Below are 14,366 nucleotides of genomic sequence, written 5' to 3'. Positions count from 1 at the left end.
CCTTTAGCACCAGTTGCACCAGTTGCACCAGTATCGCCTTTAGCACCAGTTGCGCCGGTATCACCTTTAGCACCAGTTGCACCAGTTGCACCAGTATCGCCTTTAGCACCAGTTGCGCCGGTATCACCTTTAGCACCAGTAGCACCGGTATCACCTTTAGCACCAGTTGCACCAGTAGCACCGGTATCGCCTTTAGCACCAGTTGCACCAGTAGCGCCGGTAGCACCAGTTGCGCCGGTTGCACCAGTAGCGCCGGTGTCACCTTTTTCGCCTTTAGCACCACCACCGATTACGCTCAGGGTGTATTCGTTAGTGCCGTTTGAGGTCATTGTCAAACCGTGACCAGCGATCAGTTTCAGAGGATTGTTTGTTGAATTTGGATTGTATTTGAATGTACCTTCAGCAGGTGAGCTACCGCTGCCATTGTGGCCTGAGAATACAAACGGATTCAGGTTTTCGATGCGGTTTGCTACGGCAAACAATTGAGAGCCGTTGATTGCATCGGTAGAAGTTGCATTGATACGACCTGCGGCAACGTTTTGGATTTGACGTTCGTTACCTGCAGAACCTACAGACAATACTGCGCCGTTGCCCAAGCCGCTGGTTGCGCCTGCGAAGCCGCTGTAAGTGTAGCTGCCAACAGTAGCAGTGTTAGTAGGTACGAATGCGCTGGTTGTAGAACCGTTACCCAGGGCTACGCTGTTTTCGATAGTAGATTTAGCTTCTGTACCCAAAGCCAGAGTGTTTTGGGCTGTTGCTTGAGCACCGTTACCCAGAGCAGTTGCAAACTTGCCGTTAGCTTGAGAGAGGCGACCCAATGCGATGGCTTGTTCTGAAGTAGCTTGGCTTTGTACGCCCAAAGCCACTGCGTATTTACCAGTTGCTTGAGCAGCAGGACCGAATGCAGAAGCAGAAATACCGTCGGCTACAGAACCGCGACCGATTGCTACGTCAGAACCTTGTTTGGCTTGAGCGTCGCCACCCAATGCTACCGCGCCGTTTGCCAGGGCTTGAGAACGTTGACCGATGGCAGTTGCTACGATACCGGTTGCTTGAGAGTCGGTACCAATCGCCATTGCAGAACCGGCATTATTTACTACGCCGTCGCCATCAGAACCAGTAGAAGTACCATTAGCTTTAGCGTTATAACCTACTGCAATGTCAGCAGTTTGAGAAGCACTTGATTTAAAACCTACTGCAATAGAGTTATTACCAACTGCTTGAGCAGCTTCAGCCGCAGTCATAGAACCACCGACCGCAACAGAGCTTACACCAGCAGCATTAGCTGATGTACCACCAGCAAAAGAGGCTGTACCGGTTGCTTTTGAGGCCGCTCCAACCGCAACTGCATTTGTACCTGTTGCGCTACCACCACCCAATTCCGCACCTGCTTGAGCAGCACTAGAAGCCATTAAGGCACCTGCCACTGCAACTACAGCAGCTACGGCTTTACGCTTGTCGGAAGCGGATTTTTTGCCGTGTGCATGGCTGATTTCAGAAACCGCAGTCCATGTCTGGGTCGAGTGGTTCCAAATAACTTTAAAGACTTTATTCATATCGATTTTCCTGTAAGGGGTTTGATTTCTTTTGGGACGTGTTGCTCGACCATAAACTGCTTGTCCATATATATGCCGCACTTCAGAGTCTCCCCTTTATGCGGTTTTACGTCGTAATCTCTCGTATGCAATTCCCGTGCCCAAAGTCTCCATTCGGCCGAATAACAGCTAAAAGCCTGTTTTATGGGATTTTATGCTGATACATTTTGGGAAGCTTGTGAAGTTTGGGAAACGATGTGCCGTTTTTTTGTCAGCTTGTTTCTTAACAAGTCACTTTTTGTTAGCTTCTTTCAATGCATTCGGAATCCTGACTCAAATTTTATATGCTTTTGGTTTCGTAAATTGACTCTTCCGATAAAGTGTTATTTTTTCGACTTCAACGGTCATGCCGGTTAGATTTACTTGTTGCTTTTTAAACGCTTTTATAACAATATGATTTCACTTAATATCTTTAAACAGAAATGATTATTAAATATTATACGAATAGGATATTTTAGTGATAGATTTGGATGTCGGCTTTTATTTAGATAATTAATGAATTTTGTATTGAAAGTTGGTTTAAAACGTGTAAAAGCTTTGCATAGCCTGTTTTCAGACGGCCTTTAACGTTTTCTAACATATAAATGGTGAATAAATGATACGAATTTATGCGCTATTGAGCCGATAGATAAGATTAAAAAGGCAAGTGTAAAACTTGCCTTTACGTTTGGGATTTGTTTGTTCTCTATTGTAGAAAACTGTGTTGTTTTCAGGCGGCCTTACCAACGGAATGTTTGGGTCACGCCTGCGGAAGCGCCGTTGTTGCCGGCATAGCCGTAGCCGCCGGTATGGCTGAAGGCGCAGGCGGTGAGTGTGGCGAGGGTTAGGATGAGGAGGATGTGTTTCATATTTTTTCTCTGAGTGGGTTAGTTTTAGGCTTGGGCGACGTTGTGTTGCCGTATTAATCCGACTGGCTGGGGCTTGGTTGTTTTATCCTGATTTACAGTTAGACCGCTAAATTGTTTGATGATTGAAGAAGGCCGTCTGAAAACGGGTTTCACGATATTGAAACTTTGTTTTCAGACGGCCTTTATTTTATATCAGCTTATTAGTGGCGGAAATGGCGGATGCCGGTTACGACCATGGCAATGCCGTGTTCGTCCGCTGCGTCAAAGACTTCTTGGTCGCGCATGGAGCCTGCGGGATGGATGATGGCTTTGATGCCCTGCTCGGCAATGACATCTACACCGTCGCGGAATGGGAAGAAGGCATCGGAAGCGGCACATGCGCCGTTTAAGTCCAAACCTGCGTCCTGCGCTTTGCGGGCGGCGATGCGGGTGCTGTCCACGCGGCTCATTTGACCTGCGCCGATGCCGTAGGTTTGACCGCCTTTGCCGAAGACGATGGCGTTGGATTTGACGTATTTTGCGACGTTCCAAACAAACATCAGGTCGTTCCATTCTTGCTCGGTCGGTTGGCGTTTGGAGACGACTTTCAAATCGGCGCGGCTGATGCGGTGGATGTCGGGGGTTTGTACCAACAGTCCGCCGCCGACGCGTTTAAGTTCGAAGCGGTTGGCACCTGCTTTAAGCGGCACTTCCAATACACGCACGTTTTTCTTGGCGGCGGCGATTTCGAGGGCTTCGGCGGTGAACTTCGGCGCCATCAGGACTTCCATAAATTGGTTGTCGGTAATCTGTTTGACGGTTTCTCCGTCCACTTCGCGGTTGAAGGCGATGATGCCGCCGAACGCGCTGGTGGTGTCGGTCGCATAGGCGAGTTTGTAGGCATCCAAGGTATTGGAGGCGATGGCTACGCCGCACGGATTGGCATGTTTTACGATCACGCAGGCGGGCGCGTCGAAGGATTTGACGGCTTCCCATGCGGCATCGGCATCGGCGATGTTGTTGTAGGATAATTCTTTACCTTGCAGCTGTTTGTAGGCGGAAAGGCTGCCTGCGGCGGGGTAAATATCGCGGTAGAACGCGGCGCGTTGGTGCGGATTTTCGCCGTAGCGCATGTCTTGCACTTTAATCCAGCTTTGGTTGAACTGGCTGGGGAATTCGCCGATTTGGGGCTGGCCGCTCAAGACGTCGTCTGAAAGCGAGGTCAGGTAGTTGGAAATCATGCCGTCGTATTGGGCGGTATGGCTGAATGCTTTGCGTGAGAGGTTGAAACGGGTTTTGTCGCTCAATGCGCCGTTGTTGGCTTCGAGTTCGGCGGCGATGGCCGGGAAATCGGCTGTGTCGGTAACGATGGCGACGTGTTTCCAGTTTTTCGCGGCAGAGCGCACCATGGTCGGGCCGCCGATGTCGATGTTTTCAATCGCGTCTTCCAGTGTGCAGTTTGGTTTGGCGATGGTGGCGGCGAAGGGGTAGAGGTTGACGCACACGAGGTCGATGTTGCCGATGCCGTGCTCTTCCATCTTAGCGACGTGTTCGTCCAAATCGCGACGGCCGAGGATGCCGCCGTGGATTTTCGGATGCAGGGTTTTCACGCGGCCATCGAGCATTTCGGGAAAACCGGTATAGTCGGCAACTTCGATAACGGGAACGCCTGCATCAGCCAAGAGCTTTGCTGTACCGCCGGTAGAGAGGATTTCAACACCGAGCTTGGTCAGGGTTTGGGCAAATTCGACTGCGCCTGTCTTATCGGATAGGCTGATCAGGGCGCGTTTGATGGAAGACATTTGGATTTCCTTTGTTGAAGGTTTAATCAGTATGGGATGAATTTTCAGGGCGGTATTATCCTCCAGTTTCGCATTTTTGGCAGTAGGTTTTTGCAAATATTGTTAACAATTTTATTGTAAAAGGCCGTCTGAAACTTGGTTTCAGACGGCCTTTTGCTTTTGCCTATTTAAATCCCATTTTCTTTGCTACCCATACTGCGCCCGCCATGCCTGTACATAATGGCATGAGTAAGGCAACGGGGGCGTAGGTTAGCTCCAAAATAAAGGCTATGGCGGTCAGGGGCATTTTGAGGGAAACACCGAGGAAAACGGCGGCGCCGACAACAGCCGCGCTTTCGGACGACATTTCTGGGAAAAAACTGTTCCACACGGCTGCGGAGGCAAAGGCGATGGTACTGCCGAGCATCATGGACGGGGTAATCAGGCCGCCGTATGCGCCGACGGCAAGCGCCATTAAGACGACCAACCATTTGACGGCGGTCAGCTCAAGGCTGTGTTGCCAGTCGGTCAATCCGCCAAAGGTCAGTTGATTGCCTGCTTTGCCATTGCCCAAAATTTCTGGAAACCAAACGGCAATCACGCCGATGAGTGCAAACATGCAGACGGCCAAGGGAATAATTTTGATGTTGTCGCGCTTGATGAAGGGGAACTTTTGGGCGGTACGCTGGAAAAAGACGGCGGTTGCGCCCAGTATCGGGCCGATGATGGCGGAAAACCAAAGTAGTGATGTATTGATGGAAAGGTTGGCAGGATGATATTGCTGCACGTCGCCCAAGCCGATGCGCGCGACGGCGGTGGCGATGACTGAAGTCAGCAATGCGGCGGCGACGGCTTGCTGCGTCCACAGGCCCAGCATGGCTTCAAGGATGAAAAGTGTGGAGGCGAGCGGCACGTTATACACAGCCGCCAAACCTGCACCCGAAGCGCAGGCAATAACCAGCCTTGCATCATCTTCGCTCAACCCGAAACGGTTGACGCCGACTGAAGCGAAAGCGGCGGTCATTTCACGCGGCGCAACTTCGCGGCCGAGCGGCGAGCCAAGCCCGACGGTAATGATTTGCAACAGGGCATGGCTGACGGTTTCAAAAAACGGAAACCCGGCAAGCGGATTTTTAACCACGGCTTTAATGCTCGGTTGCGGCCTGCCGTAGCGTTTGAGCAACCACCATCCCAAGCCGACCACCACACCGCAAAAAGCCATCACGCCCATACGCCGCTCCGGACTTGCCTGCGATACGCCCTCCCGGAAAGAAACGTATAGGCCGTCTGAACCGTAACCATAGGCAAGATGTTGAATTGTATGCATGATTTCGGTTAATACAATGCCGACCATGCCGCCGATAATGCCGGTAATGATGAGGGCGGCCCAAAGTTTATGCGTTTCTTTCACGGGATTTGACTTGAGGTAGTAATGGTTTGATAAAAGCGTTTTTCAAGGGAACTATTGTCCGCCTAAGGGATAGTTTTTGGGGGCGACGTGGGTTTTGCCGTTATAAGGGAAAATATATTTCTGATTTTTATAATTTTTCTTTCCTGATACGCCGCTGAGTTTTGCAGTCAACGCCCATACGCCGGATACGGCAGGACGGCTTTTGTCAAAAGCAATTTTGGCTTCCAGGCTGGTATATCGGTCTTTGCAGTTTCGTTTTTCGCGCCCTTTATATTCATCGCAATTGCCGTAATATGCGCCGTTATCGTTACCGTTGATAATTAAGCTTTTACGGATTCGGTTGCTATCATCGGTAAACAGGAAGTTTTGCGAAGTCGTCGTGTCGCCTTGGCCTGTATAACTTGACTCGGCAACATAGCCCCAGTTTTGCGCGCCAACCTGAACAAACTTCCACGCCTTATTCTCCGACGGCTCGCCCCATGCGCCGATTTCATCGCTTCCATGTTGTTTGATTGCCCACTTTCCGTCTGCTTTTTCCAAAACAAACAATTCCGCCAGGCCCGAAGAAGCATGCGCGTCCTGTTTTACTTTTTGTTGCATATCGTAGGCAAAACCTGTGTACAACACATAGCGCGTGGCTTTACCGTTGCGTGTTACGGTATGATCGGCAACGGGTTTCATGCAATACATAATATTGTCAGATGCTGTCTCACTGTCTTTCGGCGGCTTGGCGAGCTGGCATTTGTGCGCGGCAAGCGGTCGGTTGTAATACTTGGCAATGACGGCCTGGACAGCGGCTTTGTCGTTATCGGGTGCAGCCGACGCCAAGACAGGGCAGGCAATAAAAAGCAGGGAGATAATGCGTTTCATAGAAATTTTCCCAAAATGTTTTATTGAAAAAAGTACTGTTGACTTCAGGCCGTCTGAAACTGTTTTCAGACGGCCTTTTTGTGTTTGTTGCTGACACGCGACAACATACCGGCGACAAAAGTGGACGCAATAACGACGGTAATGCCCATCGCAGACATAGTACTTAAATGTTCGCCCAAAATTAACACCGCCATGATAACGCCGATGACAGGCTCAAGCGAAATCAGCAGGCCGGAGACGTTGGCAGGGACTTTATTCATGCCTTTGTTCCACAACAGATAGGCAAGCCAGCTGCAACCGATCCCCATATACAAAATCGACAGCGTACCGCCCCATGACCAATTGATTTGATAGCTGTCTGCCAACACCAGCGAAAACGGCAGACACAACACCGCCGCCGTCGCCATGGAAGCAGAAGTAAATGCGGGCACGCCGATACGGGCAATCATCTGCTGGCTCGGACGTATCACGCCTGCAAAACCCAATCCCGCAAGCAAAATCAGCAGACAGCCGAACCAGTCAATCGTACCGCCCTCTTCTGCACCGCCCATTACCATCATGCCCACGCCGGCAAACGCCACCGCGCAGCAAATCCAGTGGTAAAGTTTGGCTTTGTCGTTGAAGAAGAAATGACCGACAAAGACCACCAGCAAAGGCTCCAACCCCACCATGGTAACCGCGCTGGCAGCGGATGTATATTTCAAACCGATAAACTGGAGCATCAAAACGACAACGTAGTTGACAAAGGAGATCCACAGCAACGGTTTCCATTCGCTCCGCGGAATCCTACCCAAATGACGGCGGCACGACGGCAGCACCATCAATGCGGCAATCAACAACCGCGCCTCAACCATCAGCGTCGGGTCGAGCATCTCATAGGAGTACTTGGCAGCGATAAACGAGCTGCCCCAGATTAACAGTGCGAGTATTTGGTAAAGCATGGTTCAACTCATGGCAAAAAATTAATCGTTTCTTCTCTGGCTTTCAGACGGCCTGAAGCCTTTTCAAGCTGTTTTTATTTTGATTGTGTCAGCAAATCCAAAAATATCTAACTAATGGATAAATGACATGGCCGGTTCTTTCATTATAGGCAGGCAGAAATGTCCGTCCTATCCTCCCTATTACAACAAACCATGCTGCTGCAGCTTTTTGCGCAAGGTATTGCGGTTTAACCCCAAAATAACCGCCGCTTTAGATTGGTTGCCGCCGCATTGTTCCATCACGCAAATCAGCATCGGTTTTTCGACTTGGTGCAACACCATATCGTACACGCCGCAAGGTTCCGTACCATCCAAGTCTTTGAAGTATTGTCGTAAGTTTTGTTCAATACATTGCGCAATGTCAGTAGTCGTTTGATTCATCGTGATGTCTTTCTTTGGATTTGTTTTTAAATGATAAGGCCGTCTGAAACTCTTTAGCTTTCCCGATAGTGGCATACCCAACGGTCGGTTTTCTCTAAAAGCGTCTCAAGATAGGCGGCAAGGGTATCGTATTGTGCCGCGGCGCTGTCCAAGCGGTTGATTTCCCGGCGTGTTTGTTCGCCGTCGGGCATTTCGTCGATATACCAGCCGATGTGTTTGCGGGCGATCCGTACGCCGGCAATTTCGCCATAAAATTCATGCATGGCACGGATGTGGTTCAAAATGGTGGCGTTGCATTCTGCCAAGCTCAAGGCCGGCGGCAAAACGCCGTGTTCGGCGTAATGTTTTAAATCACGGAAAAGCCACGGCCTGCCTTGTGCGCCGCGCCCTATCATGATGCCGTCGGCGGCGGTTTGCTTGAGGACGGAGGCGGCTTTTTGCGGCGAAGTGATATCGCCATTGACCCAAACGGGGATGCTCAGACGGCCTTTGGTTTCGGCAATCAGTTCGTAACGCGCTTCGCCTTTGTACATCTGCGTACGGGTGCGGCCGTGGATGGCAAGGGCTACAATGCCTGATTCTTCGGCAATTTTGGCGATGGTCGGCAAGTTTTGATGTTCGTCGTGCCAGCCCAAACGGGTTTTGAGGGTAACGGGTACATCCACCGCGTTGACAACGGCTTCCAAGATTTCGCCAACCAAAGGCTCGTTTTGCATCAACGCGCTGCCTGCCTGCACATTACAGACTTTTTTGGCCGGGCAGCCCATGTTTATATCAATGACCTGCGCGCCTAAGCCGACGTTATACCGCGCGGCTTCCGCCATCTGCTGCGGATCGCTGCCGGCAATCTGCACGGCCACAACTCCGCCCTCGCCTTCAAAATCGCTGCGGCGCAAGGTTTTTTTGGTATGTCTCAGCGTCGGATCGCTAGTCAGCATTTCGCATACCGCCCACCCTGCGCCAAACTCGCGGCAAATCCGGCGGAACGGTTTGTCCGTAATGCCTGCCATGGGGGCAAGTGCGATGGGATTGTCAATGAAATAGCCGCCGATGTGCATGATGTGTGCGCCAAGTTGAAAGGGCTGAAATTGTACAATTTTTAAGCAATTTTTCCAATCGTATTTACATGTTGCACAATGAAAAAGGCCGTCTGGAACTGAGTTTCAGACGGCCTTTTCAGCCACAATATTTAAATAAACAGCATAACAACCATCTGCACTGCGGCCTGAATCATGGCGATAATCGGCCAAATTAGTTTGGCCAGCAGGCCGGTAAACAACAGGATCAGGATAATCCATGTGCCGTATGGCTCAATTTTACGGAACTGCATGGACTGTTTGGCGTTAAGGAAGGTATCGATAAAAATACCGCCGTCCCAAGGTAAAATCGGAATCAGGCTGAATGCGACCCAAATCGAGTTTACCATCACGCCGTAACCGGCCATCTGCACCAACGGCGCTTGATAAGACTCAGGCACATACGCGGACAATACGACGACAAAGCCCCAAAAGAACGCCAAAATCAGATTGGCAATCGGACCTGAAATCGACACCCACCGCCACGCACGGCGCGGATCGCGGAAATTGCGCGAATCGATGGGCATAGGACGCGCCCAGCCGAACAGAAAACTGCCTATCATCAGACACACCAGCGGCACGACAATCGTACCGACAGGATCGATATGCGGCAGCGGATTGAGGGTCAAACGCCCAAACTGCTCGCCGGTATGGTCGCCCCAATACCGCGCCGTATAACCGCGTGCCACTTCGCGCACGGTAATGGCCAACAACACGGGCAATACTGCCAGCAGAAATACGCCTAAATCAAAATTTGCAAACATGGTTTTCCTTATCAAACATGCCGTCTGAAAACAGAAAATATCCTTTCAGACGGCCTGAGGCTTTAATCGTCTTCTTTTTTATTCGAACTGAAAAACTCTTTCAGCTCTTTCCAAGTAATGCCCTTACCTTGCGGATTCAATTTGAAGACTGGTTTGCCGTAATTGCTGTACACACTGTCGCCGATAATATTAATGGCCTTATGTGTGCCGTTGATTTGCATATACATGCGGGAAGCCAACATGCGGCCTTTGCGGTCGAGATAATAGTCGACAACAAGATTGTTACCGAATATCCGCTGGAAGCTAAGTGGCTGGTTATCACTTATGTTGACAGACATACTGAAAAATTCCCGCGCATTTTTATAATCTTCTTCTGTTGACCCTGGTTGAGGCGTTTTCTGTAATTTCGACAATTCTTCATCAAAAGCCTTAGCCATTGCCTTCATTACGACAGAATCATACTCCGGTTTCATGACATGACGTACACGATAGCGTGCATGGTTTGCCTTACCAAAGGCATCCATTTCTTTAAATACATATGCATCGGCAGGCATAGCCTTATTGGCACTCAAAAAAGCACGTACTCCCGCCTCTGCAATATGATCAAAAGGCATGTGTTTCGAATCACCGATTTCTTTCAAACTCACTTTTAAAGGTTCTTTAATCAAACGTTTGCCGATTTTCTCATCAGTGTACACATTAACAATGGCAGACACGCTGGCAGGCAGATCAACATAAATTTCCCATTTTTCCGCATCTAACTTCATAGGAAGTTTGATACTAAGTTTTTCATTGTGGTTGTTGATGACCAATTCAGGAATCATCTCAAATTGACGCGTTGACAAATCAACTGCCGACTCATAATTCAGATGAACCCCTTCCATATAACTGGATATGGCAGGATATTTATCCAGATAATCAACGGCAACTTGTGCGATATTGCCATCCGGCAAGGCATCAAGCATTGCATTGCGGAACTCAGCCTCTTCTCGTTCAGAAAACTCCTGCTTCAAAGCAGCGTCGTCTTCTTGAGCAACCTTCATAGAGGATGCCGCCTCCCCCTCTTTGGCTTTGGCATCCTTTGCTTTCGCTTCGGCTTTCTTTTCCACCTTTTCATCTGCCAATACAGCTTCAGCCAATGGGCTGATATATATTCGAGAGCTGCCTGTGATGTTAAAGCTGCGGTCTTCTTTTAAAATACGGTCATTGGAAATCGACATGACCTCGTGTGCGGTTTTGTGATCTAAATTACTGCACGCACTCAAACCAAATACCGCAGCAATGGCCAAACCAATTATCTTATTCATTTTGTCCAACCTTTTTATTAAATGCCTCCGTTAGCACAATTTAACACAAGGCGCCGATTCCATAAAGGCTTTCAAACAGTATGATTCATTGCTTCTCGCTATCATACCTAATTCGATTGCCCTATCCATTTCAAGCCTAAAGGCCGTCTGAAACTTCAAATCCAGTTTCAGACGGCCTTTGATTTCCTATTTACAATGCCTCAGCTGTTTTACAGGCTGTAATACATTTCAAATTCCAGCGGATGAGGTGCCATACGGATACGGCGGACATCTTCCTCTTTAAAGGCGATGTAGCTGTCGATCCAGTCTTTGCTGAACACACCGCCGCGCAGGAGGAATTCGTGGTCGGCTTTGAGGGCGGCCAGTGCTTCTTCCAGAGAAGCACAAACGGTAGGCACCAATGCATCTTCTTCCGGTGGTAGGTCGTACAGGTTTTTATCGGCAGGGTCGCCCGGATGGATTTTGTTTTGAATACCGTCCAAACCGGCCATCAACAAAGCGGCAAATGCCAAGTATGGGTTGGCGGTCGGATCAGGGAAACGCGCTTCGATACGGCGTGCTTTGCTGCTGTTCACAGACGGAATACGGATGGAAGCGGAACGGTTTTTGGCGGAATATGCCAGTTTGGTCGGCGCTTCAAAGTGCGGCACGAGGCGTTTGTAGGAGTTGGTGGACGGATTGGTAATCGCGTTCAAGGCTTTGGCGTGTTTGATGATGCCGCCGATGTAATAAAGGGCGGTATCGGACAAACCGGCATAGCCATCGCCTGAAAACAGGTTCTGACCGTCTTTCCAAATGGATTGGTGAACGTGCATACCGCTGCCGTTGTCTCCCATAATCGGCTTAGGCATGAATGTAGCGGTTTTGCCGAAGTTGTGGGCAACGTTTTGAATCACATATTTCATGTCTTGGGTTTGGTCGGCGCGTTTAACCAAAGTGGCAAAACGGGTACCGATTTCCATTTGGCTGCCGGTACCGACTTCGGAGTGATGGACTTCCACTTCAATGCCGAGTTCTTCCAAAACATTGACCATGGCAGAGCGCAGGTCTTGACCGCAGTCAATCGGCGCAACAGGTGCGTAACCGCCTTTGACGGTCGGACGGTGGCCGGTGTTTTGACCGTCCATATGCAGGCCGCTTGACCATGCGCCGCTTTCGGAAGTGATTTCGTAACGGGTTTTGTGCATGTCGGTTTCAAACTCTACGCCGTCAAAAACGAAGAATTCGGGTTCGGGGCCGAAATAGGCGGTGTCGCCGATACCGGAAGATTTCAAGTAAGCTTCGGCGCGGCGTGCGATAGAGCGGGGGTCGCGGTCATAGCCTTGGCCGTCGGCTGGATCGATAACGTCGCAGGTAAAAACAACGGTGGTATCGTCATAGAAAGGATCGACGAAGGCCGTAGACGCATCAGGACGCAACTGCATATCGGAAGCCTGAATACCTTTCCAACCGCCGATGGACGAACCGTCAAACGCTTGACCGTTTTCGAACCATTCTTCGGGATCATCGAGGACAATGCGGGCGGGGATGGTAAAGTGGTGCTGCTTGCCTTTGGTATCGGTAAAGCGCAAATCTACGAAGCGGGCTTCGCTTTCTTCAATCAGTTTTACAGCGTCTTTGATGGACATCTTCAGCTCCTGAGGGAATGGGTTTAAGTTGTTATTCTACCACGGTAAGGCCGTCTGAAATACATCAGGGCACCCGTTTTTACGCAATGAAATATAGTTTCAGACTGTTTAATTGTCAACAATTTTACATTACGCTTTCTTAACATAAAGACCGCTATAATAAGCACTCTTTTCTTTTGTTTTTTCAGACCCGTTTTATGAACAACACCCCGCGTTACGCCGTTTTCGGCAATCCCGTTGCACACAGTAAATCACCGCAAATCCATCAGCAGTTTGCGCTGCAAGAAGGCGCGGCCATCGAATATGGGCGCATTTGTGCCGAAATCGGAGGTTTTGCCGAGGCTGTTGCGGCGTTTCGTGCCGAGGGCGGACAAGGTGCGAATGTAACCGTCCCGTTCAAGCAGGAAGCTTTTGCGCTGGCGGACGAACATTCCGACCGCGCTTTGGCTGCCGGCGCAGTCAATACGCTGGTGTGGTTGGAAGACGGCAGAATACGCGGCGATAATACCGACGGTATCGGTTTGGCCAACGACATCACGCAGGTTAAAAACATTGCCATCGAGGACAAAACCATTTTGCTTTTGGGCGCAGGCGGCGCGGTGCGCGGCGTGATTCCAGTTTTGAAAGAACACCGCCCTGCCCGTATCGTCATTGCCAACCGTACCCACGCCAAAGCCGAGGAATTGGCGCGGCTTTTCGGCATTGAAGCCGTCCCGATGGCGGATTTGAACGGCGGTTTTGATATCATCATCAACGGTACGTCCGGAGGCTTGAGCGGCCAGCTTCCTGCCATTAGCCCTGAAATTTTCCGCAACTGCCGCCTTGCCTACGATATGGTTTACGGCGAAGCGGCACAGGCGTTTTTGAACTTTGCCCAAAGTAATGGTGCGGCCGAAGTTTCAGACGGCCTGGGCATGCTGGTCGGTCAGGCTGCCGCCTCCTACCATATTTGGCGCGGATTTACACCCGATATCCGCCCCGTTATCGAATACATGAAAGCCCTGTAACCATGTTCCGCATCATCAAATGGCTGATTGCCCTGCCCATCGGCATCTTCATTTTCTTCAACGCTTATGTGTACGGCAACATCATTACCTACCGCGCCGTCGCACCCAGCAAAACCGCCTTCATGTCCATGCGCATGAGCCAGTTTGCAAAAGAAGGCCGCGATGTCGAGCTGGATTACCGCTGGGTGCCTTACGACCAAATCTCCGTCAACCTCAAAAAAGCCCTGATTGCTTCCGAAGACGCCAACTTTGCCGAACACAGCGGCTTTGACTGGAACGGCATCAAATACGCCATGAAACGCAATAAGCAAAGCGGCGAAGTCAAAGCCGGCGGTTCGACCATCAGCCAGCAACTGGCAAAAAACCTGTTTCTCAACGAAAGCCGCAGCTACATCCGCAAAGGCGAAGAAGCGGCGATTACAGCGATGATGGAAGCGGTTACCGACAAAGACCGTATTTTTGAGCTGTATCTGAACTCAATCGAATGGCACTACGGCGTATTCGGCGCGGAAGCGGCGTCCCAGTATTTCTACAAGAAACCTGCCTCCGCCCTCACCCGCCAACAAGCCGCCAAACTCACGGCACGCGTTCCGGCTCCGCTGTTTTACGCAGACCACCCTAAGAGCAAACGGATGCACAACAAAACCAATATCATCCTACGCCGCATGGGTTCGGCAGAATTACCCGAAAGCGATATGGATTAATTAAAAAGGCCGTCTGAACATTTCAGACGGCCTTT

Annotated in this window: 13 protein-coding genes; 2 read left to right on the top strand and 11 right to left on the bottom strand. The window is 50.2% G+C overall.

The annotated features are described in order from the left end of the window. The 11 genes from ACTHTA_RS06230 to glnA all read right to left on the bottom strand — a co-directional run. Positions 1-1,556, bottom strand: a 1,556-nt coding sequence (locus ACTHTA_RS06230; protein ID WP_440379629.1) for an ESPR-type extended signal peptide-containing protein, incomplete at its 3' end; no start/stop codon positions are given. Between the two features lie 758 nt (positions 1,557-2,314). Continuing rightward, positions 2,315-2,443 carry a hypothetical protein gene (locus ACTHTA_RS06225; RefSeq protein WP_003684264.1) on the bottom strand — a complete coding sequence of 43 codons (129 nt, stop codon included), beginning with the start codon at positions 2,441-2,443 and terminating at the stop codon, positions 2,315-2,317. Between the two features lie 200 nt (positions 2,444-2,643). Further along, complete coding sequence (gene purH / locus ACTHTA_RS06220) at positions 2,644-4,224, bottom strand: bifunctional phosphoribosylaminoimidazolecarboxamide formyltransferase/IMP cyclohydrolase (protein ID WP_440364430.1); 1,581 nt, start codon at positions 4,222-4,224, stop codon at positions 2,644-2,646. A 163-nt stretch (positions 4,225-4,387) separates the two neighbouring features. Beyond that, positions 4,388-5,557, bottom strand: a complete 1,170-nt coding sequence (locus ACTHTA_RS06215; RefSeq protein ID WP_308887654.1) for a chloride channel protein — start codon at positions 5,555-5,557, stop codon at positions 4,388-4,390. Positions 5,558-5,665: 108 nt separating this feature from the next. Then, complete coding sequence (locus ACTHTA_RS06210) at positions 5,666-6,484, bottom strand: hypothetical protein (RefSeq protein ID WP_250601235.1); 819 nt, start codon at positions 6,482-6,484, stop codon at positions 5,666-5,668. A gap of 65 nt (positions 6,485-6,549) precedes the next feature. After that, positions 6,550-7,425, bottom strand: coding sequence for a DMT family transporter (locus ACTHTA_RS06205; protein WP_250601237.1), 876 nt, complete (start codon positions 7,423-7,425; stop codon positions 6,550-6,552). 180 nt (positions 7,426-7,605) lie between these two features. Continuing rightward, positions 7,606-7,845: a Fis family transcriptional regulator gene (locus ACTHTA_RS06200; RefSeq protein WP_049351145.1), complete on the bottom strand. Its 240-nt coding sequence runs from the start codon at positions 7,843-7,845 to the stop codon at positions 7,606-7,608. Between the two features lie 53 nt (positions 7,846-7,898). Then, positions 7,899-8,903 (bottom strand): tRNA dihydrouridine synthase DusB, encoded by a 1,005-nt coding sequence (gene dusB, locus ACTHTA_RS06195; protein WP_308887615.1) that lies wholly within the window; start codon positions 8,901-8,903, stop codon positions 7,899-7,901. Positions 8,904-9,034: 131 nt separating this feature from the next. After that, a complete protein-coding gene (locus ACTHTA_RS06190) occupies positions 9,035-9,685 on the bottom strand; it encodes a site-2 protease family protein (protein ID WP_049351143.1) in 651 nt (216 codons plus the stop codon). A 62-nt stretch (positions 9,686-9,747) separates the two neighbouring features. Then, positions 9,748-10,992, bottom strand: a complete 1,245-nt coding sequence (locus ACTHTA_RS06185) for a hypothetical protein (protein WP_003684274.1) — start codon at positions 10,990-10,992, stop codon at positions 9,748-9,750. 209 nt (positions 10,993-11,201) lie between these two features. Next, positions 11,202-12,620 (bottom strand): type I glutamate--ammonia ligase, encoded by a 1,419-nt coding sequence (gene glnA / locus ACTHTA_RS06180; protein WP_070589404.1) that lies wholly within the window; start codon positions 12,618-12,620, stop codon positions 11,202-11,204. A 197-nt stretch (positions 12,621-12,817) separates the two neighbouring features. Between glnA and aroE the strand changes: the two genes are divergently transcribed. Together aroE and mtgA are read left to right on the top strand one after the other, a co-directional pair. After that, positions 12,818-13,627 carry a shikimate dehydrogenase gene (aroE, locus tag ACTHTA_RS06175; protein ID WP_308887616.1) on the top strand — a complete coding sequence of 270 codons (810 nt, stop codon included), beginning with the start codon at positions 12,818-12,820 and terminating at the stop codon, positions 13,625-13,627. Between the two features lie 2 nt (positions 13,628-13,629). Further along, entirely contained in the window at positions 13,630-14,331 is a 702-nt protein-coding gene (gene mtgA / locus ACTHTA_RS06170) for a monofunctional biosynthetic peptidoglycan transglycosylase (protein WP_003684244.1), read from the top strand. Positions 14,332-14,366: the final 35 nt, after the last annotated feature.

Source organism: Neisseria sp. P0013.S005 (assembly GCF_051958425.1).
Lineage (GTDB): Bacteria > Pseudomonadota > Gammaproteobacteria > Burkholderiales > Neisseriaceae > Neisseria > Neisseria subflava.
This window is presented reverse-complemented; position numbering and strand designations above follow the sequence as displayed.